General features: G+C 48.8%; 23 protein-coding genes. All 23 read right to left on the bottom strand.

The window, feature by feature from the left end:
- Window positions 1-2: 2 nt before the first annotated feature.
- The 23 genes from CCY32_RS13375 to flhA all read right to left on the bottom strand — a co-directional run bounded on the left by CCY32_RS13375 (window position 3) and on the right by flhA (window position 23,631).
- Window positions 3-551, bottom strand: coding sequence for a hypothetical protein (locus CCY32_RS13375; RefSeq protein WP_088331535.1), 549 nt, complete (start codon window positions 549-551; stop codon window positions 3-5).
- Window positions 548-1,096 carry a type 4a pilus biogenesis protein PilO gene (pilO, locus tag CCY32_RS13370; RefSeq protein ID WP_088331533.1) on the bottom strand — a complete coding sequence of 183 codons (549 nt, stop codon included), beginning with the start codon at window positions 1,094-1,096 and terminating at the stop codon, window positions 548-550. The genes CCY32_RS13375 and pilO overlap by 4 nt, the downstream gene beginning before the upstream one ends.
- The gene (locus tag CCY32_RS13365) at window positions 1,093-2,202 is read right to left on the bottom strand and encodes a hypothetical protein (protein ID WP_088331531.1); all 1,110 of its coding nucleotides are present in this window, start codon (window positions 2,200-2,202) and stop codon (window positions 1,093-1,095) included. The genes pilO and CCY32_RS13365 overlap by 4 nt, the downstream gene beginning before the upstream one ends.
- Window positions 2,203-2,204: 2 nt before the next feature.
- On the bottom strand, window positions 2,205-3,032 hold the full coding sequence (locus CCY32_RS13360; protein ID WP_088331529.1) for a hypothetical protein: 828 nt from the start codon (window positions 3,030-3,032) through the stop codon (window positions 2,205-2,207).
- Window positions 3,029-3,724 carry a prepilin-type N-terminal cleavage/methylation domain-containing protein gene (locus CCY32_RS13355; protein ID WP_088331527.1) on the bottom strand — a complete coding sequence of 232 codons (696 nt, stop codon included), beginning with the start codon at window positions 3,722-3,724 and terminating at the stop codon, window positions 3,029-3,031. The genes CCY32_RS13360 and CCY32_RS13355 overlap by 4 nt, the downstream gene beginning before the upstream one ends.
- Complete coding sequence (locus CCY32_RS13350; protein WP_088331525.1) at window positions 3,721-4,137, bottom strand: type II secretion system protein; 417 nt, start codon at window positions 4,135-4,137, stop codon at window positions 3,721-3,723. Before CCY32_RS13350 ends, CCY32_RS13355 begins: the two co-directional genes overlap by 4 nt.
- A complete protein-coding gene (locus tag CCY32_RS13345) occupies window positions 4,124-4,531 on the bottom strand; it encodes a prepilin-type N-terminal cleavage/methylation domain-containing protein (RefSeq protein WP_088331523.1) in 408 nt (135 codons plus the stop codon). Before CCY32_RS13345 ends, CCY32_RS13350 begins: the two co-directional genes overlap by 14 nt.
- Window positions 4,515-5,717: a type II secretion system F family protein gene (locus tag CCY32_RS13340; RefSeq protein WP_088331521.1), complete on the bottom strand. Its 1,203-nt coding sequence runs from the start codon at window positions 5,715-5,717 to the stop codon at window positions 4,515-4,517. Before CCY32_RS13340 ends, CCY32_RS13345 begins: the two co-directional genes overlap by 17 nt.
- Window positions 5,717-7,375: a GspE/PulE family protein gene (locus CCY32_RS13335; protein ID WP_210401744.1), complete on the bottom strand. Its 1,659-nt coding sequence runs from the start codon at window positions 7,373-7,375 to the stop codon at window positions 5,717-5,719. The genes CCY32_RS13340 and CCY32_RS13335 overlap by 1 nt, the downstream gene beginning before the upstream one ends.
- Window positions 7,372-7,776, bottom strand: a complete 405-nt coding sequence (gspG, locus tag CCY32_RS13330) for a type II secretion system major pseudopilin GspG (protein ID WP_088331519.1) — start codon at window positions 7,774-7,776, stop codon at window positions 7,372-7,374. Before gspG ends, CCY32_RS13335 begins: the two co-directional genes overlap by 4 nt.
- Before the next feature lie 70 nt (window positions 7,777-7,846).
- The gene (locus CCY32_RS13325) at window positions 7,847-10,588 is read right to left on the bottom strand and encodes an SLBB domain-containing protein (RefSeq protein WP_088331517.1); all 2,742 of its coding nucleotides are present in this window, start codon (window positions 10,586-10,588) and stop codon (window positions 7,847-7,849) included.
- Window positions 10,589-11,302: 714 nt separating this feature from the next.
- Window positions 11,303-11,701 (bottom strand): DUF2802 domain-containing protein, encoded by a 399-nt coding sequence (locus CCY32_RS13320; RefSeq protein ID WP_088331515.1) that lies wholly within the window; start codon window positions 11,699-11,701, stop codon window positions 11,303-11,305.
- A 138-nt stretch (window positions 11,702-11,839) separates the two neighbouring features.
- Complete coding sequence (locus CCY32_RS13315; protein WP_088331513.1) at window positions 11,840-12,331, bottom strand: chemotaxis protein CheW; 492 nt, start codon at window positions 12,329-12,331, stop codon at window positions 11,840-11,842.
- Window positions 12,328-13,095, bottom strand: a complete 768-nt coding sequence (locus tag CCY32_RS13310; protein ID WP_088331511.1) for a chemotaxis protein CheW — start codon at window positions 13,093-13,095, stop codon at window positions 12,328-12,330. Before CCY32_RS13310 ends, CCY32_RS13315 begins: the two co-directional genes overlap by 4 nt.
- Window positions 13,092-13,871: a ParA family protein gene (locus tag CCY32_RS13305; protein WP_088331509.1), complete on the bottom strand. Its 780-nt coding sequence runs from the start codon at window positions 13,869-13,871 to the stop codon at window positions 13,092-13,094. Before CCY32_RS13305 ends, CCY32_RS13310 begins: the two co-directional genes overlap by 4 nt.
- A gap of 117 nt (window positions 13,872-13,988) precedes the next feature.
- Window positions 13,989-15,095, bottom strand: coding sequence for a chemotaxis response regulator protein-glutamate methylesterase (locus CCY32_RS13300; RefSeq protein ID WP_088331507.1), 1,107 nt, complete (start codon window positions 15,093-15,095; stop codon window positions 13,989-13,991).
- Complete coding sequence (locus CCY32_RS13295) at window positions 15,095-17,308, bottom strand: chemotaxis protein CheA (protein ID WP_088331506.1); 2,214 nt, start codon at window positions 17,306-17,308, stop codon at window positions 15,095-15,097. Before CCY32_RS13295 ends, CCY32_RS13300 begins: the two co-directional genes overlap by 1 nt.
- Before the next feature lie 11 nt (window positions 17,309-17,319).
- Complete coding sequence (locus CCY32_RS13290) at window positions 17,320-18,060, bottom strand: protein phosphatase CheZ (protein WP_088331504.1); 741 nt, start codon at window positions 18,058-18,060, stop codon at window positions 17,320-17,322.
- A 35-nt stretch (window positions 18,061-18,095) separates the two neighbouring features.
- Window positions 18,096-18,479 (bottom strand): chemotaxis response regulator CheY, encoded by a 384-nt coding sequence (gene cheY / locus CCY32_RS13285; RefSeq protein ID WP_062481364.1) that lies wholly within the window; start codon window positions 18,477-18,479, stop codon window positions 18,096-18,098.
- Window positions 18,480-18,525: 46 nt separating this feature from the next.
- Window positions 18,526-19,251 carry an RNA polymerase sigma factor FliA gene (locus CCY32_RS13280; protein WP_088331502.1) on the bottom strand — a complete coding sequence of 242 codons (726 nt, stop codon included), beginning with the start codon at window positions 19,249-19,251 and terminating at the stop codon, window positions 18,526-18,528.
- The gene (locus tag CCY32_RS13275) at window positions 19,248-20,120 is read right to left on the bottom strand and encodes a MinD/ParA family protein (protein WP_088331500.1); all 873 of its coding nucleotides are present in this window, start codon (window positions 20,118-20,120) and stop codon (window positions 19,248-19,250) included. The genes CCY32_RS13280 and CCY32_RS13275 overlap by 4 nt, the downstream gene beginning before the upstream one ends.
- Entirely contained in the window at window positions 20,117-21,475 is a 1,359-nt protein-coding gene (gene flhF, locus CCY32_RS13270; protein ID WP_088331498.1) for a flagellar biosynthesis protein FlhF, read from the bottom strand. The genes CCY32_RS13275 and flhF overlap by 4 nt, the downstream gene beginning before the upstream one ends.
- Before the next feature lie 56 nt (window positions 21,476-21,531).
- Window positions 21,532-23,631 carry a flagellar biosynthesis protein FlhA gene (gene flhA, locus CCY32_RS13265; protein ID WP_088331496.1) on the bottom strand — a complete coding sequence of 700 codons (2,100 nt, stop codon included), beginning with the start codon at window positions 23,629-23,631 and terminating at the stop codon, window positions 21,532-21,534.
- Window positions 23,632-23,737 lie beyond the last annotated feature (106 nt).

Raw genomic sequence — 23,737 nt, 5'->3', positions numbered from 1 at the left:
ATTCATTGCTCCCGCTTAAATAGCCGCAGCGTAATTCTGTCATTTTCAGATACAAGCGTGGCGCTTGTCTCAGTAATACTCAGCAATTCATATTTACCAATGCGTTCACCGATATTCAATCTGACGTATTCTGATTGCTTCGACACAAAATTAATGCGTTCAAGCACAGCAAAGGGTCTGCTGTCATCAAAAAGTCCTGTCAGTCCCACCTGATAATTATCGTCAATTTGCTGAAAACGTGGTTTCAGCGTTTTATCAACGGTCACGACCTCATTATCTGAGGAGGCAGCCTGGCCTTGCTCTTCGTTCTGTTTCACTTGTTCATTATCTTCACGAGGATCCAGGCTCTCTAACCGTGACAATACAGCATTAAAATCTTTTTTGTGCTGAAGTTGACTGACTTCCAACTCCACCACTTCAACAGAATGTTCCTCTTGCGAAGCCTCGAATGATCTGAAAGTGGTCAATTGGGCGATACTCCACCCCCCTGTTACGACTGCGACTCCATACAAAAGGTGGCGGATGTTCCAGCCTGAACCCAGCTTGATCACACTCCGCCTCCCACGATGTAATAGATTTTGAGCAAAATCTCTCCCCGAGCTGTGCCTGGGCGCTTCCACTTCATTTTTTGCTCCCTAACCCTGAAGTCTAAATTATCTACAGCTAACCAAGGCCCGACTTCGGCTAATGCTAAGTGAAACCTTGCCAAATCAGTAAACTTACCTTCAAAACTCACACTAACCACGGCACTCTCTGGCTGCCCTGGACTAATAGCGAGCCACTCGACACTGTCTAGACGCATATCCTGCTCACGTGCCAGTTTTTGTAACGTAAGTTGAAACTGCAGTTTAGCCATTCCCGCATCAGGATAATTGGGAAAAACATCTTCCAGCTTGCTTAATTCGTGATTTAGTTTCTCATCTTGCTCTTGCCATAAAGGGAGCGCCTCAGCAATAGCCTCTTTCTTACTTAATCGCTCGTGTTTTTGTGTCAGTTCATTGCGCAGAGATGCTAACTCCTCCTGAAAAGGAAGATAAACAAACTTAACCATCACTAAGGCAGCAACAACAGCGGTTAAAGTAATCTGCCTGCTCATGTTGCGTCTCCCTGACTCGGTCCCACCGCGCTAAGCGTCATTGAAATAGTGAACCGCTCGCGACCAACACTTTCACGGACTGGTGTTGAAAATTCAGCATTTTCAACACCAGAATGCTGTCTTAACAAAGACAATATATCTGTGGCTTTATCTGCTTCAAATCTGACTTCCAGTTCTTCAGGCGTAGACCTGACAAATTGGACATCTGCACCAGCATCCATACAAGTCAGTAACATATGCCATAACGTCTCCTCACTTGCTGCTGAACTTGCCACCTGACTCAATGAGGCAAGTAACTGATTTTTTTTCGATACTGCATTTCTCAGCTCGATAGCATGTCTGACATCTAACTCTTCGATCGCATTATCAATTGATGTGTTTTGATATTTGAGGAAGAAAAAATTGATACCGTTGAGTAAAACAAATGCTAACACAGCTCCTGCAAAGACACTGCGCCAAGAGGCCAAACTCCAGAGCTTTTCTGAGTAACCCTGCCTGGATAGAATCTGAAGCCATTCAACAATACCGAAATCACCAAGCTTACGTCTAATAAATTGGGCGTATTCTGGCTGGGCCATGTTAACGTGCTGAATGCCCTCTTCGGCAATCCCTATAGACAATAGAAAGTAATCCGGATTTTTGTACAACCCTTCAGACGGGACAGTCCTCATGCTACTTCCTGTAGCTATAAATAATTCCCGATGAGGACGTTGTGCTCTGATTAGCTGTGACTCGATAACACCATTAAAGAAAAAGCTCTCCGGGATCCATATCATCAACTTATTGCCAAAGCGTTCAAAAAAACTTTTGTCAACAGACCAAATCACTACCTTGGTACTGGCATCACCCCGTTCTTCTATTGCATACAGGTATGGGCCTTCCATACTGTGGGAAATTAGCCGTTCAAGTTCTTTTTTGTCTTTAACCGGGAACTGCTGTACCTGCTCCGTGTAATGTTCACGACCAATGATTAAGCAAGGAAAATGGCTATTATCCAGAGCACCTTCTTCGGTTAGCTCAAATCCCTCTTTAGAGAGCTTGTAGACTTCTTCGCAATAAAAAAAACAGTTATTTGAAAATAACGTTTTAATCCATTTAAGTTGCATTATTACTCGCTCAAAAATATTATCGGATCTGACTTTTCTGGTTGTAAGCGGACCATAAAAGACCGCTCCAACTGTGTCTCTCCGACCTGACTGGAAAGTGTCAGCCGGAGCATTTCACTTGGATAATCGCTTACTTCATCATCAATAGAGGGGGTAAGATTCACCATGAGTTCCCGCGCTGTTATAGTGCCCTTCTGACGCCTCTCCAGAACGCTGTCAAGACTATCATCGGTGAGCATAAGTGCCAACAAAGGATTTGGGGCTGTTCCAGGGTTAAAGTAGCTGACAGGATGATATGTCGTTAGTTCCTCAGAAAGAACATCGGAAAGCCCTGCCTTGATAAAGTCTAACTCTTGCCTAAATTGAATTGGTCCTCGTGAGTTTCGCTTTGCTTGCAAACCCTGCCAGTCTTCTAACAGGTCTATGGCTTCCTGGGCCTCAGATAAACTGTACCCCTCGGCCAGCATCAGTTTAGACACTAAGTCGGTTGAATAGGTCAGAGATGCTAACCCAGCCATATCCTGGACAGTAACTTGCAATTTGGCATTATCTGCAGAGAGTGGTTCAAAAGGGGCGCCATGGAAATTCCACAACCGTGTAAGCTCAGTGTCAGTCGTTTGCAGTCGCTCTTGCGTCAATAATCCAAACAATAACCGTTCCTGAGCGTTATTCAGTGCCAACTCTGCCTTAACCCGATCTTGCCAGAGTTGTGCGGTCGTCACTTGATGCCTGGCATCTTTACTGATCTGAATAACCAGCAATAAAATCAGCCCTGTAATTAATAAAACCTGTATCAGAGCAACGCCAGTTTGCCTTAACATAACTTTCATTCGTCACCCACCAAATGATAAGCAATCAGATCTTCACGAATTGTTTTGATTGGCACCTCTAATTCGTTGACATGTTCCTCAAAGCGAATAGCCATCTTCATTTTCATTGGTGTAATCCAGGTATCTTTCCCGCTGTAAAAACCGTACCACTCAGGCGAGCGAACTGATCCTTCGCCTTCACCATCTTCTTCGGCAAAGTCATTGAAGTGAGCCCACCCAAAATACTGAAGATTAAACTCTTCCAGCCCATCAAGAATGGTAATTTGATAACTAAACTGACGCCATTTATCCGGTTGCTGAAAGTTTTCTCGACTGAGCGGCAGCTCTGAATACTGAAGAGATAGGCTATCAACTCCTTGTTCTCTGTACGCCCTAATTTCGAATATAGCTGGACCGTCAGTGGTCACCCCTTTTGCCCGTACAGCTCGAAAAACACTCTCCCCACCTTCAAAATAAAAATAGGGCTGCTGGTTCTCTACGACAAGATAGGGTTTAATTCCCTTTATAGCCTCAACAACAATCGTCAGCCCTCTGGATTTACCGTATGAAGCACCAAAATCTCCCAGCTCATCGCCCCAATATCTGGAGAACGTCTGATATCCATAGCTCCCAATAAAAATAATTAGGGTGAGCAACGTTAATGCAACCAACAACTCAATTAGTGAAAAACCGTAATCTCTGTGGCGTGTCATGATGTCCAACCTGTCACAAAGAACTGAAAGTCTCTGCTGTTGCTTTCTGCTTCAACATTCAATGACACCGACCAAAGTATAATGTCCTTAGGTGGTATTGAGAATCCTTCTTCAGGCCCCGAATACACAGGTGTCGGCTTAGCCCTCTCTTGCACTCTTGCAACCCAGTGATATGAGTTACCTAATAAGTATCCCTGACCTTTTTTGTCAACAAGGCTATCAACTCGGCGAAGTTGAGACTGAATGTGAGTCATCAGCATGGATAACTGGCTTGCGCTGATGACCGCTCTGGTAGCACTCTCACTACTTTTTAGAGCACTGGAGTAAACTATTGCGGCTGAGCTTATTGCCATAAAAAGGATAACTCCCGCGACAAGCACTTCCAGCAGCGTAAAACCTTTAGGGCGTTGCACGTAAAACCCCGTCAAGCGAAAGCCTTTTCGACTCCCCCTCTACCCTTATGAAGAGGCTTTCCTGAGAAGGTAACCCCTGTCGATTTAGGCTAATGCTTTGCTTCGGGAAACGAATACTTTCAAAAGACTGTTCAATAACCGGCTGATTACTCTGTTCATCCAAGCCAATCAGCATTGAATCAGCAAATTGCACACGATAGGTTCTCTCCAACACAAAAGCTCGTTGAGATAAGGCATTTAAAATGGCAAAAACTTGCTTCTGTTCAGATTTAACCTTGTACTTATCCAACATATCTACGGTTAAACCGCCCACAAGCCCCATTACTGTCATCATAATGGTGATTACCACCAACAACTCAATCAAAGTAAAGCCGTTTCTAGATACCGACATCATTGACCGATACAACGCTAAGGAGCATAGTTACTACAACGCTTCCCACGATTCCTCCCATAACCAGAATCAACACTGGCTCTAACATGCTGGTAATGCGCGTCGTCCAGTTTTCAAACTCCGTTTTTGAGCGTCTTGAAATTTCATCGAATACCGATTGCATTCGACCACTCTCCTCTCCGACTTCTAATAAAGACAAGTAAAAAGAGGTGAAAATGGGAGTGGCCGACAAAGAGGAAGTAATACCCGCACCTTTTTTTATACGTTCCTTAGCTACTGTTAAACTTTTTCTGATTCTTGGGTTCTTGATACTATTCGCAGCATACCCAATTGCATTATCAACATTCACTCCAGCTTCAAGCATTAGGGACATCGCAGAATTAAAACGGATTCTCTCGGTTTGTATAACAACAGACGAAATCAGTGGTGCACTGACCGCAAAGTCAGCAAGACGAGCGGCGACATCGGGGTTCTTCCTTGAGCTATAAAGTACCCCGATGCCTAACGCGAGCCCGCCAAAGAGAAACCACTGATACCGTATCATCCAATCACTGGCCCCCAATAAAAAGGCGGTGTAAACAGGAATATCATCGGACCCAGCAAATATGCTACCCATCTGCGGTACGATGTAATTGAATACAAAAAGGATACAGAGCACACATACAAATAAAATTACGGCTGGATAGGTTACCGCCTGAATGATTTTGGCTTTGAGCTCTTTTCTAAACTTAAGATCATTGGCAAGCCCCTCAAATACTTGAGGTAAACGACCGGTCGCTTCTCCAATTCTGATCAAGTTAAAATAAAGTGGGTCAAAGATGGACTTTCCGACCTCGAAAGCTTCAGCCAAGGGCCGGCCCTTTTTGATCTCGCTTAAGATATCGCTAATAAGCCGGCTCATCGCGCCGCTTGCTTTGTTTTTTGAGATAATTGTCAGTGCTTTATCAATTTTGACACCGCTGGCAAGGAGTATGGATAGTTCTGAGGTGAGAAACTCTAAATCATCCAGGGTAACTTTTTCCTGAATAATACGAATATCCTTCCAACCACTGTTCAGTGGTTTAATATCAGATACCAATAATCCCTTTTTTTTCAGCGTATTTTTGGCAACATCGAGAGACTCTGCCTCAATGGTATCTGAGAGTTTTATACCAGCGCTATCATAGGCAGTAAAGCGAAATTGGCTCATCAAGCACAAACCCTCAGCACTTCCGCAATAGTAGTTTCTCCCTTGAGAGCTTTTAACATGCCATCTTCAAGCAATACACGCCCACCTTTCTCTCGGTTGAGTTTTCTGGCTTCAGGAATAAAATACTCATTCTTATGCAAAGCCCGAATATCATCATCGCAGCGCAAATATTCGAGTATGGCTAAGCGCCCTTTATAGCCAGTGTGGCCGCAGGCACTGCATCCTTGGGCTTCTTTTAATTGAGGCTTTTGCTCTAGAGTGCTTGCCAGTTTATCTAGCTGGTAACGCCTTATAGTTGCTTCAGCATCTACCACAGGCTCAGAACATTCAGTACATAACTTTCGAACAAGACGTTGAGCTATAACAGAAACGATTGCAGCGTTAAGCAAAAACTCCTCCACCCCCAAATCAATCAATCGAGTATAGGCACTAGGTGCGTCATTGGTATGCACAGTACTAAAGACAAGGTGCCCAGTCAGTGCAGACTGCATAGCTATCTGAGCCGTTTCCTTATCACGAATCTCACCCAACATAATAATATCGGGGTCTTGTCTTACGATGCTGCGCAGACCTGCTGCAAAATCAAAGCCAATTTCCGGCTTAACCTGGACCTGATTGACGCCCTCTAATTGATACTCAACAGGATCTTCGAGAGTGATGATTTTTACAGCATCATTATTTAGTTCATTAAGAAACGTATACAAACTCGTAGTTTTACCGCTACCAGTTGGCCCCGTTAGCAGAATAACTCCCGCAGTTGTGCGCAAGTCTTTTTCTATGTGTTTTCTGATATCAGGTGCAATACCTAAGGTATCTATGTCGTATCGAATAGCGTCTTTGCGCAAAAAACGCATGACTACACTTTCGCCTTTAGCTAAAGGCAAGCATGACACTCGAATATCGAGCTCTGTATTTGAGATTCGGGTTTCTATTTTACCATCCTGGGGGCGTCGCTTCTCAGCAATATCCATGTTTGATAAAATTTTAATGCGCGATATTACAGCCAACTGCAAAGACACTGGCAGGTGTTCTTCTTTTTTTAACACACCATCAACACGGTAACGAACTTGATAACGGCCTTCTACGGGCTCTAAATGCATATCAGAAGCTCCAACACGGACAGCCTTTGCTATTAAGCTGTTCAATAAATTAACAGTGGGTGCTTCTGTCGCTAATTCTCGTAACTTGTCTTCTTCGAACTCTGATAGTACTGACTCTTGTTGTTCCCGGGTTTGAGCAGAGGCCCTGAACTCACTCAGCAATCTATCAATATCGGCTTTGCTCGCTAGACTAAGCTCAAAGTTGATGCTTTTGCGAACCAACTGTTGATTTGGTTCCCAGGCTAGAGGATCGTCAGTAACAAAGTGCCAGGTATTTCCTTTTTCGCCAATGGGGACCCAGTTAGCTCTCATTAACAGCTCAAGGTCGATATTCTCACTTTCAAAATCAAATTCAACCTGTTCCAGTTCATCCTGAGATAACTTAGGCAAAGACAGTAGGCTGGCATAAACATCAACTAATTGCTCCTCCGCCAAGCTGCCTATGTTTACTAACAACTTCTCGAGGCGACCACCAAACTTCTTTTGGTAAGCTTTCGCTTTATCTATATCTACCTGCGATACACTGAATTCGGTATTCAATAGCGATTCTATGCTCATCGACCTACTTCTATATCTGCATCTTCACCCTCGCCACCAGGTTGTCCATCTCTACCCAGTGAGCGAATACGATACTGCATACCATTGGGCCCTGGCACCTCTAATTGGTATGCGTTACCCCAGGGATCATTTGGCAGTTCTTTACGAACATAAGGACCATCCCATCCGTCTTTATCTGAGCGCCATAACTCGTTGAGCGACTGTGGGTAAGTTCCCACATCCAGATAATAGGTATCCAGGGATGTTTCAAACATCTGCATTTGTGCTTTTGCCGTACTTTGTTTAGAAGAACCCACTTTCGAGAACATTTCGGGAGCAACTAAAGATCCGAGCAACCCTATGATGACAATCACAATCAACAGTTCAACGAGCGTGAAACCTGAAACCCTTCTCTTTTGCATTTAAATACCTCTGCTTTATTCCGTTCCAATTAATATCGTGCTAAAGCCAAACCTTTCAGAGACCATTGACTTACAAGCTACCAATGGCTGCAACAGCTACTGCCAGTTGATAGATAATCTGCGTGGCATTAGTCCACAGCGTTGTGTTATCGACATGTTCTGAATCAAACGGCACCACTATAGTATCACCGGGTCTTATACCCTCGTTCGAAGCATCTGAGCTAAACCAGAATCCACCGTCACGATTGGGCACACTCACCGAGCCATCCGCACGGATGATATAAGCTCGGTCCTCATCAGCGAGACTCTTATACCCTCCACTGCGGGTAATATAATCCTCGAAGCTCGCATCTGCAGTGTATAAGTGAGAAGTAGGCACATACACCTCGCCAATAACATTGACAGACTGGCTGCGTCCCGGAATGTACAGTACGTCACCATCTTCCAGCTCAACATCTCGCTGAGAACGGCCTTCTGCGATCGCAGCAAGATCGATAACCAAACGTCCCACTGGCTGTACTCTGGTCAAATCTCTGAGAAGCTCTTTCGCCTCACTGTAGCTGACAATAGATCCCGCACCGCTTTGTTTACGCAAGCTCTGGGATGCAATTTGTTTACGCAACTCTTCCGCTAGTCTGACCAGATTTTTACGTTCTTGTTCCTTTAAGTCTTCACGCGTAAACACAGCCGCCTGGGGATCGCCATATTCGGTCAGTCCCCCCGCTCGCCTTAACAAATCTGATAAGTTTTCGCCCCGGCGGATAGTGTATTCGCCGGGAAACTCCACTTCGCCCTGAATGGTTACACGAAGATCTTCCTGCCAGGAAGGGATAGTGAAAATGTTGACTCTGTCTTTACTTTCCAGTGATACATTGGTGGTAGAATCCCCTTCTATCAGTGACTTAGGGCTGAAGTTTACGTGGGTAATTTCAGCCACGCCTTTGTCGTTAATCACCGTTCGGGTAATTTCTGAGTTATAGCCGTATGAGGATTCAGTCAGGCCACCAGCCGCTTTAATCAAATCCAGTACTTTGGCATCTTCAGCAAGGGGATACACTCCCGGCACTTTGACTTCGCCAACAATTTCCACCAATTTTAGGGGTTGGCCTAGCCTTGCCTGCTCACGCAGTTTGGCAATTACGGGAGTCAGCATACGTTTACGGGAAAAATAGGTTGCATCCTTATACTCAAGAATATTTTCCCGTTCTGCCTCGGTCAGTTCGATCAAAGACTGCTGTGAGAGTAAATCCATTTCATTATCAAAGGATCCTTGCTCTTCATCGCCTTCGCGCAAACCAATCTGTTGCCAGAACAACTTCTCTTCAATGCGTTGTTGCCATTTTTCTTTCTCTTTTTCATCCAGCTCGGTGTCGGTAAAAGCTAAGTCTTCAAGCTTGATATCCCCCATACTTTCACTTTCTATACGCGAAAACACCAGCACCTTATCATTCGGCGCCAATAGCAAGTCTCTTTCCGGCAGACTGAGCTCTGCTAAATCCGTTTGCAACACATCAAGTTCACCTGACTGATCCTGATCTCTGAGGATCAGAACATAACTGGTATCAGCAGTTTCCAGCAGACTTTCTTTACGGTTTCCTAACAGGTCTGAAATACGCAGATCTTCATGCCACTGGTAATTACCCGGTCGTGCAACGGCACCAATCAGGGTCACGGCATTCGTAACCTGAGGTGCGACCCTGGCAATACGCACCTCATCGCCGTTCTGTACTCTAATATCTTCCCGGGTAAGATCGACCGTCAGCTGCATCTGCACACCGTCAGTGAATCGCTTAACGCCAATGCCACGGTCATAGCCCTCCGGCAACTTACCTCCGGCAAGTTTGATGACCTCACTGAGGGTCTCTTCATGCTTAAGCTCGTAAATAGCCGGGCGTCGTACCTGCCCATCAACAATAACGGTTTTTTCTACAGCTGGAATAAAGACCACATCACCGGATTGCAACAAGGCATCTTTTGATGCATCGCCTGCATTGAGCAGGTCATAAAGGTCCAGGGTTTGCACCAGCTTGCCGCCGCGTTTTAACTGGATATTCCGAAGGGAGGCAATCTCGGTCACGCCACCACTGACAAACAACGCATGGGTCATGGTGGATAGTGAACTGACATTGTAAGCCCCGGGTTTGTGGGCTTCACCCATAACAAATACCCGCATCGTACGCAGCTCACCCATGGACACGCTGACTTCAACGCCGATAATCTGCCGTTTAATCAGTTCAGCCAGATAAGACTTGGCTTCCGAGAAGCTTTTACCGGCTAAAGTTACCGGTCCTAGTTTCGGAATCACGATGGTGCCTTCGCGGGTCACCGCCAGTCGGTATTCCTGGTTCTCTTTGCCATAGAGCTGCAGCACCAGTTCGTCACTTGGTCCAATAATATAATTGGCGGGAACCGGAGTATCGGCTACAGGCGAGAATGTCGAAGGCGCATTGGCAAACAGTTGGGAGCCATACAGTTTGAGTTCATCATCTTCCTCGTCTTCGAGCATCTCCTGCTGCTCCCTCTCATGCGGGTCCAGAGGGTTACCGAACTCATCAAATTGGGTACCACGAGGATAGATTCTGCTTTGAGCGTCCGGCTTCATGTTACCAACACCAGATTGACTTTGCCCAAGGCCCATACCCTGCAGGGAGGATACATCGATCCCCATCTGTTGGGCGAGTCGCTGCCGCTCCTGCGCTGACATATTTTTCAGTTGATTCATCTGTGCCTGAGTCAGCGTCTGTGCACTGGTAAAAAAAGACATCAGTAACAGGGAAAATAAAATCAGGCTTGCTGTCCGTATAGCTCTCATTCTCTCGTCAGTCCAACTTCGGTTAATGGGCTTTATACCATTTGGTATGTTAACCGCGCTATTCTATAGGAAGATGCCCAAGACTAACAATCCCGTTTATGTGTGCATTTGTGATTGTAGTGAGGAGTAGGTAGCCTTCAAAGAGCACTGCAGATTGCGCGTTTAGGATCTTACACCCCCACATTTTCCCCGGATTCTGCTTCGCCGCATCCAAGGGGCAGGAAGACGTTCTATCACGCCCGAGTGTAGTTATCGGGCATCCATCGCCTGTTGGGCTCTAGTGCTAAAAGGCACTGGATTCCCGCCTGCGCGGGAATGACATAAAAGAGAAAACAATCGCAATCAACCGTCATGCCCGAATGCGGTTATCGGGCATCCAGCGCCTGTTGGGCTCTAGTGCTAAAAGGCACTGGATTCCCGCCTGCGCGGGAATGACGGTGTGTCTGGATTTAAAAAAGCACCTACCTTGGTCATGCCCGAACGTGGTTGTCGGGCATCCAGTGACCTTAAGCTGACAGTCAAGCCTTACCAAAAGGCACTGGATTCCCGCCTACGGGGGAATGACGGTGTGTCTGGATTTAAAAAAACTCCTACCTTGGTCATGCCCGAACGTGGTTGTCGGGCATCCAGCGCTCTTTGATGATAGTAAATTTACCGCGGAGAATGGGAAGACTAACCTCTGGTAACTGACCGCTGAAAGCTGATAACGGCGTGCTATCCCTTTCCGTGAAGACTAAACAACAACTCCGCTTCGGCGCGCGGTAATTCGCACTCCTGCATGACCTCTTCGACGCTGGCGCCTTGCTGAAGCAGTTTCACTGCCCCGGAGTAGAGTTTGCTCTCAGGCTCCATCTCTTCCAGTTGCTGCTGCTTTTCCTGTAGCTGGCGAAGTTGTGCTTCCAGCCCCTTAACCTTTTTGCCGACACCAATACTGCCGCTGCGCAGTTCATGCATGGACTCTGTAAGTAAGGTCAGCTGTCGGTTTAGCTCTGAAAGCTGTTCTGTGCACTGAACGACATTGCCTTGCTGGGTCTGTTGTTGGCGAAATAACCGCACCACCCCAGCAGCTAACACGATCAAAAAACCAAACAACAAGGCTTCAATCAGGGTCATAGAGGTTCCGCGAAAAAGGTCTCAGTGGAGAAAAGGAAAGAGGCTTTGTGATCGTTACTAAGGGTCAACTCGACTGGCCAATCATCTGCCAGAAGCAGCGCGATGCCCGGTACCCCGGGCACCATCGAATCATACAGCTTACAAACTGGTGATTTCATCCCATTCTTCATCGGTCAGTAGCTTGTTCAGATCCACCAGAATCAACAGCTGTCCCTCCCGGTTACAGACACCCTGGATGAACTTGGCGCTCTCTTCTGTGCCCACATTAGGTGCGCTGTCGATCTCGGAGGATTTCAGATAGACCACTTCAGCAACGCTGTCGACCAGAATACCGACCACCTGCTGCTCAGACTCAATGATCACAATACGCGAGTTATCCGTGACTTCGTTGGTTTCCAGACCAAAACGAGAGCGGGTATCAATCACGGTCACCACATTACCGCGCAGGTTAATAATCCCTAGCACATAATCCGGGGCACCTGGCACCGGGGCGATCTCGGAATAGCGCAGTACTTCCTGAACCTGCATTACATTTATACCGTAGGTTTCTTCGCCGAGCTTGAAGGTCACCCACTGCAGGACTTCGTCTGCGTCTGTTGCAACATTGCTGCTGGTTCTGTCGTCACTCATAAGACTGGCTCCCGGGCATCGTCTTCATCATTACTGTTCAGCCCCTGCTCCAGCATGTTCACCAATTGAGAAGCATTGATAAGGGCACACATTTTTTCTTTCACCAAGCCAGCCAGCCAGGGACGCTTACCGTGATGTTCACGCCATCTAACGTCATCCTGTTCCAGCTTGACCGTATTCACCAGTGATTCGCAGGATAATCCCCAACCACTGTCACCTAACATAATAAGATATTGATAATTTAAGGATTCTGCCAGTGTTTCGTCGTATTTTTCTGGCATTACCCATTGTGCAGTGTCCACAACATTGAGTTTTTCGTCTCGGTGTAACATGACGCCGGTAAACCAATCGGGTTTACCAATCAGCGCGCTGGTCTTCTCCATCTTGTGGATCCCGCCGAGTTCAGTCAGCGGTACCGCCAGCGTCAGACCCGCCACTTTAAAAAACAGCGCCTGAAAACTGCCCTGACGATACTCGGCCTGCTCTTCTTTTGTCGGCAAGTCTGCGGATTTCTGTTGAACTTTTTCGACAATGTCCTGTTGCGACGGTGTCTCAGGAACCACAACCGGCTCCGGAGGGGCCACAGGAGGCACCACAACCGGCTTTTCTGGCACGTTCAGGTTTTCTTCCACCTGATGCTGAGCCTGCTCGAGTAATCGCGCCACAGATTGTTTCTGCACATCCTCGATCACCGGATCATCCGTGAGCAAGGCATCCAGATAGGCTTCCATCACCCCTTCATTGGCAAATTGACCCTTACTCATGCCTGCCCCCTTGTGGACTGCAGGTGTTTGAGCAAACTGGCATAGGCATACACGCCACGGCTTTTGGGACAAAATACGGGAGGCGGGCTCTGTGCCTGACTGGCATCACGAAAGCGGGTATCAACCGGGATCACACCACTCCACACGCTGTCACCATAGGTTCCGCGCAAGGCCTGGTAAGACTCCATGGCGGCATTGGTGCGCTTATCAAACATAGTAGGCACGATGGTATACTGATAATCATTGTTTCGGGATTTACGCATAATCTCCAGCGTATGCATCATTCTGTCCAGGCCTTTCAAGGCCAGGAATTCTGTTTGTACCGGCACCAATATGCGCTCACAGGCCGCCAGTGCATTGACCATCAGCACCCCTAAAACAGGTGGGCAATCAATCAGCGCATAATCGAATTCACCGTCAATGGCTTGCAAGGCCTTTTGCAGAATCAGCCCCATGCCACCCTGATGCCCCATACTTCTGTCCAGTGTCGCCAGTGCCATGGTAGCGGGCAGCAGAAACAGCGAATCAAGCTTGGTTGGACAAAGACAATCTAAAACAAGATCCTGATTCAGCGATTTTCCCGCCATAAACACATCATAGACGCTGGTAGAGAGTTCCTCTGAATCAACGCCAAAATAATAGCTCATGGAGGCATGGGGGTCCGTGTCCACCAACACCACCCGCTTGCCCTGCAGCGCCAACAGTGCCCCAAGTGTCACGGTGGTGGTGGTCTTACCAACTCCACCTTTCTGATTGGCAACGGTCCAGACGATCAATGACTCACCTTTTATGCTCTTTTGCCGTGTTAATGCTCTATGCCCCGGCCGGTAATGCCGATCTTTTCGCACAAACCTAAGGCACGGGCTTCACAGACTGAGATGATTGGCCCGATATCAGCCACTCACTGACATTTCCGTTTTAATATTCGCGGCAATATCGCCCAAAGCCATCGACTGAGAAGAAATCCCGGCGGCGGCAACGGCCTGAGGCATACCATACACCACGCAGGTTTTTTCATCCTGAGCCCAGATAGTCGCCCCACGGGACTTCAGCGAACGTGCGCCCTCGCGGCCATCTGCGCCCATGCCGGTAAGAATGACGGCCAGAACATCCCCACCATAAATACGCGCCAGGGACGCAAAGCTCAAATCCACACTGGGTTTGTAGGTGATATTACTCTGATCTTTATCTTCAACGATACGAATACGCGGCGCGCGACTAGTTCCTTCAAACAGCATTTGCTTGCCACCCGGTGCCAGATAGGCCCATCCCGGTCTTGCTGTTTCACCGTTTTCGGCTTCCTTGACGTTAATCTTGCACAAATTGTTCATTCGAGAGGCAAAGGCGCTGGTAAAGGTGCCCGGCATATGCTGAATCAGAAAAATCGGATAAGGGAAACTGGCTGGCAACGCCGTCAATACCGTTTGTAAGGCCACCGGCCCCCCTGTTGATGCACCGATTGCCAGTACGGCATAACGCTTGCCCGAACCACTTTTCAGCGGCGCTGGTGCTGCCGGTGCAGGCGTCGGCGCTTTGGGTGCTGGTGCGGTACTGACACTGCTTCTGGCTGCGGGTCTTGGGGCCACAGGTCGGGAAAAACCACGGCGCCTGGCAAGTGCTTTAACGCGTTGCTGCAACAATGAAATGGCTTCTGCCCGTTCGCGGGCAATGTCTTCAAATTTCTTGGGTAAGAAATCCAGTGCGCCGGCATCCAGTGCGTTTAAGGTAGCCTCGGCGCCGTCGTGGGTAAGGGAGGAAAACATCAGAATTGGCACGGGCTTTTGCGCCATGATCTTTTTCACCGCGGTAATGCCGTCCATTACCGGCATTTCCACATCCATGGTAATCACATCAGGGTTAAGACTGGCGGCCATGTCTATGGCCTCCTGGCCATTACGCGCCTGCCCGACAACCGTTAACCCGGGGTCTTGTTCCAGAAAATCCGCTACCCGTTTACGAAAGAAGGTCGAATCATCAACCACCAGCACTTTATACTGCATCAGTTCACTGCTTTTCTAAGTTCTTTAATACCTTTACGGGCGTAACGTTTGAGCAAACTCGGGATATCCAGAATCAGGGCGATACCACCATCGCTGGTGATGGTTGCACCGGCCATGCCCGGCGTGCCCTGCAGCAGCGCATCCAGCGGTTTAATCACCACTTCTTCCTGACCAATCAGTGAGTCGACCACAAAGCCAAACTGCTGGGTACCGATTTGCACAACCACCACATGACCTTTACCACGATCAACCTGCGGACGCCCTTCTCCACGGTGCAACCATTCTTTAAGATAGAACAGTGGGATAGCCTTGTTGCGCACAATCATGGTCAGGTGACCATCCACCGTGTTGGTGCGTTCTAAATCCACATTGATGATCTCGCTTACCGCGGCTAATGGCAGCGCGAAGGTTTGCTCGCCCACCACCACCATTAAGGTCGGCAGAATAGCCAGCGTCAGCGGAACCTTAATCTCCAGTTTGGTGCCAACGCCCAGCTGCGAATCAATGTGTACGGTACCGTTTAGCTGATTAATCTTGGTTTTCACCACATCCATGCCCACACCGCGGCCTGAGATGTCGGATATCTCGGTTTTGGTGGAGAAACCCGGGGCAAAAATCAGGTTAAAGGCTTCCACATCTGACATTCGTGCCGCAGCATCTGCATCCAGCACACCACGATTGATCGCAATTTCTTTGAGTTTGTTCGGATCCATGCCTTTACCATCATCTTCGATGGTGAGCAGAATATGATCCCCTTCCTGCGATGCAGACAAGGTCACAGAGCCAGTTCGCGCTTTTCCGGAGGCTTCACGCTCATCGGGCATTTCAATCCCGTGGTCGACGGAGTTGCGCACCAGGTGAACCAAAGGATCGGCGAGGGCCTCAACGAGGTTTTTATCCAGGTCGGTATCTTCACCGACCAGATTGAGATTAATTTCTTTTTTAAGACTACGGGCCAAATCTCTGACAACACGCGGGAAGCGACCAAACACCTTTTTGATTGGCTGCATGCGGGTTTTCATTACCGCCCCTTGCAGATCCCCTGTGACCACATCCAGATTGGCGATAGCCTTTGACATGCTTTCATCAGCAATATTAATGCCCAGGCTCAGTAATCTGTTGCGCACCAGTACCAGTTCACCAACCATGTTCATGATTTCATCAAGACGCTTGGTATCCACACGTACGGTGGTTTCAGCCGGTGGCGGAGGCGGTTTTTTCTCTTCTTTTTTCGCAGCAGGCGCTTTAGACGCTGGTGCCGGCGATTTTGCTGCAGGCGCTGGAGTTGGTGCCGGAGCGGGTGATGGCGCTGGTGCAGGTGCGGCGGCTTTTTCCGCAGCAGCTTTAGCCGCCGCTTCTTCCGCAGCACTGGGGCCTTTACCCGAACCGTGTAACTGGTCTAGCAGGGCTTCAAATTCGTCATCGGTGATTTCATCATCAGCCTGAGCACTTTTGTCTTCTGCTTTGGCGACATTATCCTCGTCAGGGGCTTTGAATTTGCCCTCTCCGTGAAGCTGATCTAAAAGTGCCTCAAATTCATCATCGGTAATATCTTCATCATCACTGGCGCCAGATTTAGCCTGAGCAGACGGAGTTTCAGCAGGTTTTTCTCCGCCCTGCTTTGAAGGACCGCCACCCGGACCGTGTAATTCATCCAGAAGCTTGTCAAATTCGTCTTCGCTAATTTCATCGATATCCCCCCCTGACGATTCGCTGGCTGCGGGGGCTGGCGCTTCCGGTTCAGGTTCAGGTGCTGGAGCGGGTGCTGGAGGCGCTTCGGCAGCGGGTGCACCGGGAACTTCTATTGGTGCTTCGTCCTCAGACTGGGGCTTACTCAGTTTATGCAAGGCATCAAGTAATTCTGGCGTGGCCGGGGTAAGTTCTTCCCGGGCCTTAACACTGGCAAACATGTCGTTGATGCAATCCAGCGACTGCAGGATCACATCCATCAATTCCGATGTAACTTCACGCTGACCGTTACGCAGGGTATCAAAAACATTCTCAGCACCGTGGCAGGCATCAACCAAAGGGGTTAATGATAAGAACCCTGCACCACCTTTCACAGTATGGAATCCACGGAAAATGGCATTCAGCAGGTCGGCGTCTTCGGGATTATTCTCCAGATCGACAAGCTGTTCCTGAAGTTGCTCCAGGATCTCTCCGGCTTCCACCAGAAAGTCTTGTAGGATATCCTCGTCAACGTCAAACGACATGCGTCAGCTCCTTAAAACCCTAAGCTTGAAAGTAGATCATCTACGTCATCCTGACCCGATACCACATCATCTCGACTGTCAGCATCAATTATTGGTCCTTCGGCCATTTCCTTATCGGACTTGTTGTCAGATTTATTAGCATTTTCATCAACTTCCGGCTCACCAAAGACAGTCAGCATGTGTACCAGGTTGTCTTCAACCTCTTTCACCAACTCGATGACTCTGCGAATAACCTGCCCGGTGAGATCCTGGTACCCCTGAGCCATCAACACTTCAGTGAGTAACTCGTTAAGCTTAGCCGAATCAACGCTGGCTTCTTCAAGTATTTTGTCAAGGTCATGACACAATGCCTTAAACTCACCCAGTTCAATCTGCCGGGTCATGAGTTTCTTCCACTCAGGAAGAATGCCGGTAATCTTGGCATTGAGTTGTTCAGCGATAGGCATGCTGGTTTCCACCGCGTCCATGGTGCGGTTGGCAGCATCTTCGGTGGTTTCTATTACATAGTTAAGACGCGTCTGTGCGTCCGGGATGTCTTCATTGGCAAGGTTGGCAATGCGGGCATCCAGTTGAAAGTTGTTCAGTGAGTCATGCAACTGACGGGTCAGCTTGCCGACCTCGGCAAACAATTCTACCGAGTCATGTTCTGATACGCTGTCGAACAGTTCACTGGCCGCTGCATTGTCACCGGCCTCAAGTAATTCAACCAGTCGACGGGCGTCTTCGAGTGAAATAGGCGCTTTATCAGTCATTCAGGTGTTTCCTCTTTGTTCAGGACCCACCAGGATTACCCTAGGCGCTCAAAAATCTTGTCGAGTTTTTCCTTCAGCGTTGCCGCCGTAAAGGGTTTAACCACATAGCCGTTGACACCGGCCTGGGCTGCCGCAACGATTTGCTCTTTCTTGGCTTCGGCAGTCACCATCAGCACAGGCAGATGTTTGAGGCTGTCGTCAGAGCGAATAGCCCTGAGCAAATCAATGCCCTGCATTCCCGGCATATTCCAGTCGGTAATGACAAAGTCGAAATCCCCTTGCTGCAACATCGGCAGGGCGGTATTGCCGTCATCGGCCTCCTGCACATTTGTGAAGCCAAGATCCTTAAGTAAGTTCTTGATTATACGTCTCATTGTCGAAAAGTCGTCGACAACGAGAATTTTCATATTTTTATCCAAAACTGCCTCCAGTGAGGATTCAACTAACTGTTATTCTTATTGAAAATTATGTAACGCGCCAGGACTGCATCCTGGTTTTCAACCTGAGCATTGCCTGTGAGTGTATCTGACTGATCCTCGACTCACTCACTTCCAGTACTTCACCAATTTCCCTGAGGTTCAACTCTTCATCATAATATAATGACAATACAATGGCTTCGCGCTCCGGCAAAGTAGTAATAGCATGGGCAAGCGCTTTTTGAAACGATCCCTGTAACAAATCGTCAAAAGGTGCGTCGGTTCCCCGGCTCTGCTCAGTGGTAATTACATCTTCTGTGACACCCAAATCCTCGATGCCAACCATGCGCCCGGCGTTCACTTCGTTGAGCATCTGATGATATTCATCCATACCTACCTGAAGCTTTTCGGCCACCTCATGGTCTCTGGCATCCCGCCCGGTTTCTTTCTCCACCTGCGAAATCGCCTCGGCAATCGCGCGGCTATTTTTATGCACCGATCTGGGCGTCCAGTCCCCTTTACGAATTTCATCGAGCATCGCACCGCGGATCCGGATACCGGCGAAAGTCTCAAAACTGGCGCCTTTGGAGCCGTCGAAATTTTTTGACGCTTCCAGCAAGCCAATCATGCCAGCCTGAATCAAATCGTCAACTAAAACACTTGCAGGGAGTCTTGCCATCAGGTGGTGCGCAATGCGCTTGACCAGCGAAGCATGTTGCTCCACCAGCTTTCGTTTATCATCCAGTTGCTGATAGGCAGCGGCTTTATTATTCACACTTTATCTCTCTGCACCTCAGTCCCTTGATCCACTAATTGCTCCAGGAAGAACTCCAGATGTCCTCCTGGTTGTGCCGGAACAGGCCATTTGAGTGCCTGTTTGGCCAGATTCGTTATTGCAATCGCTGCCGGTGAACTGGGAAAGACTTCCACAATGGCCTTTTGTTTGCGTACGGCTTTGCGGATGTTCTCATCAAATGGCACAGTGGCCACTAGCTCCAGTGCCACATCCAAAAACCGGTTAGTCACTTTGGAAAGCTTGGCGAATAGCTCTTGCCCTTCGCGTAAATTACGCACCATATTGGCGACCACTTTGAATCGAAATACACCGTGATCGCGGTTCAGGATTTTAATCAACGCATAGGCATCAGTAAGAGATGTGGGTTCATCACAGACCACCACCATAATATCCTGTGCCGCCCGCGAAAAACTCAGCACCATATCGGAGATGCCCGCTGCGGTATCCACAATCAGTACGTCAATCTTGCTCTGTAGTTCACTGAAGGCGCGAATAAGGCCGGCATGTTCGGTGGGAGTGAGTTCGGTCATGGACTGAGTGCCAGATGTGGCCGGGGCGATCTTAATTCCCGCAGGCCCCTCCACCAGCACCTCTTCAAGCAGACATTCGCCCGACAGCACATGGGAAAGATTTTTCTCTACCCGTAATCCCAGCATCACGTCAATGTTTGCCAGGCCAAGGTCAGCATCGAGTACCATGACTCGCTTGCCCTGCTTCGCCATGGCAATCGCGGTGTTGAGGGTGATATTGGTTTTACCGACCCCGCCTTTGCCGCCTGTTACAGCGATAACTTTAATTAAATTGGGTTGGTTCATTCGTCTTAAGCTACTCGCTTGATCCTCAATCATAATGATACTGCTGAGTTTGCAACCTGCTGAGTTCTCGTGGGTAATGAAGCATACTGCTTATAGAGCCTGGCTGCACATGAAATCAGATATTTTCCATCAGCCACTTTAATATCTTCGGGTACTTTCTGGCCATCGGTCAGATACCCCACCGGCAGTTTATGCTCAACGGCCAGGCTAATCGCCTCACCGAGACTGTAACACTCATCCAGTTTAGTGAAAATACAGCCCTGCAAAGAAATCTGTCGGTATGTTTTCAATGTATGCTCCATTACCTGATGCTGCGCATTAGCTGCCAAAACCAGATAATGTTTGATATTAGCACAAGATGATTCGCGCAAGGTATCTAACTGTTTGATTAATCGGGCGTCTCTTTGTCCAAAACCGGCTGTATCGATGAGCACCAGGCCCTTGTTGCGAAACTGATACAACAGGTCCGACAGTTCCTCTGCGGTACTGGCCTTTTTTACATTACAGCCAATGATTTTACCGTAGGTTGCGAGCTGCTCGTAGGCGGCAATGCGGTAACTGTCTGTGGTAATCAGTGCCACCTGCTGGTGACCGTATTTACGGGCATATTGCGCCGCCAGCTTAGCAATGGTGGTGGTCTTACCGGTTCCGGTGGGTCCTACCAGCGCAACCACACCACCATGTGTCAAAATCTCGTTATTGCTGGTGTGTACTCTGTTCATCAGCAATTTAAGCAAAAATTTCCAGGCATCCCGCTGTTCACAATTCGGTGGCGCATAGGACACCACCTGCTCGGCCAGTGATGGCGTAATACCAAGGCGCTGGAGTTGATCAATCAGATAGCTGTGCAAGGGGCGGCTCTGCTGTCGCTCCTGCTTTAACAACCCAGAGACCTGAAATTCCAGCACATTACGCAATGACTGCAGTTCATGGCGGATATCATCCATGGCTTTGTCATCCTGCTGTCTGGATGGGGAGCTCTGTGGGACTGATGTCTGGGCTGCGGAAACCGGCTGTGCTGCCCGGGATGGCTGCGCCGCTGCGGAGGCTTCCTGCTTATTCTGTTTTTCCAGTAAGGCGCGTAAGCTGTCAGGACCTGAATCACCGATGATCTCACTCAGGCTCGGCGTACCCTGGGTTCTAGCCGGTTTACCGCTGGCAGAGGAGGATGAGCGGCTGTGCAGCGGCGCCACATTGACACTCGCCTTGGTCTGAGCCGACTGGCGTTGACCCGCCGTTTTTACCGGCTCTTTATCATAGGCCGCGACAATCTCTATCCCCTCAGCCACCTTTTTATTCGACATGATTACCGCATCGCCACCCAGTTCTTCTTTAACCTGGTTCAGGGCATCACGCATGTCCTTTCCATAAAAACGTCTGATTTTCACTTCTCACCCCCTTGCCAGCGGCAATAGAAACTAACTGGTTTAGCCTGTGACTGGACCTATTGGCCTACAGCGCTGACAATTTTGATTTGTTTGTCATCAGGAATTTCCTGATAAGACAGAACGTGTAATCCGCTGATGGCATGCTTCAGGAATCGCGATAACACCGGCCTTAGCATACCTGACGTCAGCAACACCGATGGTTCACCGGCCAACTCCTGTTGCTGAGAGGCATCACTGAGTGACTGCTGTAACTTCTCAGCCAGCCCCGGCTCGATACCGGCACCCTCACCGCCGCCTGCCTGAAGGGACTGATGCAACATCTGTTCCAGTTCTGGCGCAAGCGTGATAACCGGGATCTCATGACCGCCACCATTGACTTCCTGCACAATCAGGCGCTTCAGCGCGATTCTCACCGCAGAGACCAGTACGTCGGGATCTTGACTCTTAGGCCCGTATTCACACAATGTCTGGATGATGGTGCGCAGGTCTCGGATAGGAACACCTTCATAGAGTAAGGTCTGCAACACTTTGACGACGGTGCTCATCGGCAGAATGTCAGGCACCAGTCCTTCCACCAGTTTAGGATTGCTTTTACCCAGCATATCCAGCAGTTGCTGCACTTCCTCATAACCAAGCAACTGGTAGGCATTGGTTGTCAAAAGCTGACTTAAATGGGTGGCCACTACCGTTGCCGCATCAACGACCGTATACCCCAGGGTCTGTGCATGCTCGCGCTGTTCCGGTTTGATCCATACAGCGTCCAGTCCGAAGGCCGGATCCTTGGTCGCCTTGCCATCGAGTTTGCCAAATACCTGGCCCGGATTAATCGCCAGTTCGCTGTCATGACTAATATCGGCCTCGCCTATGGTGACGCCCAGCATGGCGATGGTGTAGGTATTAGGGCTGAGATCCAAATTGTCTCGAATATGCACTGGTGGAACCAGAAAACCTAATTCCTGAGACAGCTTCTTACGCACCCCTTTAATACGCGCCAGCAGCTCTCCCCCCTGACTTTTATCCACCAGCGGAATAAGCCGATACCCCACTTCCAGTCCGATGGTGTCCACATGTTGTACATCGTCCCAGCCAAGCTCTTTGATTTCGGTAGTCTGAGCGGCATGCTCCTGTTTCACATCCGTAAGCTGCGTCTGGGTTTGCTCGCGACTCTCCTTCCACATGCCATAGTAGGCATACCCCCCCACTATGGCGGCCAGGCCGAGGAAGGCAATGTGAGGCATACCAGGGACAATCCCCATCACAAACAGTACGCCGGTAGCAATAAACAGTGCCCGGCGATTACCCAGCTGAGTAGTCAGCTCGGCGCCAATTTCCTGATCTTCATTTTCCCGTGTCACAATAATGGCGGTTGCAACAGACAGCAGCAAAGAAGGAATCTGCGCAACCAGGCCGTCACCAATGGTCAGCAGCGTGTAGATTTGGACCGCTTCGCCAAAGGTCAGATCGTACTGAATGATGCCGATAAACAAACCACCAACGATATTGATGATCATGATAATCAGACCGGCAACAGCGTCACCTTTAACAAATTTTGACGCACCGTCCATGGAGCCGTAAAAGTCGGCCTCAGAGGTGATTTCCTGACGTCTGGCTCTGGCCTGATCCTGATCGATATAGCCTGCATTCAAATCGGCATCAATGGCCATTTGCTTGCCTGGCATAGCATCCAATGTAAAGCGAGCGCTTACTTCAGAGATACGTCCGGCACCCGCGGTGACCACCTTAAAATTGATGATGACCAGAATGGCAAACACCACAATACCGACCGCATAGTTGCCCCCGATAACCACTTCACCGAAGGCTTCAATTACTTTACCGGCAGCATCTCCGCCTTCATGGCCGTGCAGCAACACCACCCTGGTACTGGCGACATTCAGAGCCAGCCTCAGAACAGTGGCAATCAGCAGCACCAGGGGAAAGGCCCCGAATTCCACTGGTTTTTGCGTAAATACCGCCACCAAAATGACAACCAGCGACAGGGCAATGTTAAAACTGAACAGAATATCCAGTAAAAAGGGAGGCAGTGGCAGAATCACCATCGCCATAATGGCAAGCAGTATGGTTGGTGCGCCAAGCCCGGTAGTCAGCTGTTTGACCCGGTTTTTGTCGAATCGGTTTAGGTAGGTGCTTAGTTCCATTCTCAGACAACGAAAATTTGACAACTGCAGGGGTGTAGCAACAATCAGGCCAGAGGGTATCAGATAGGTGTGACGGGTAAGGAGCGAGGAGAATGGTGGCCATCAT

This window comes from Lacimicrobium sp. SS2-24 (genome assembly GCF_002201535.1).
In the GTDB taxonomy this organism is placed as follows: Bacteria; Pseudomonadota; Gammaproteobacteria; order Enterobacterales; family Alteromonadaceae; genus Lacimicrobium.
The sequence above is the reverse complement of the archived record's forward strand: the minus strand, read 5'-3'. Positions and strand labels throughout refer to the sequence as shown.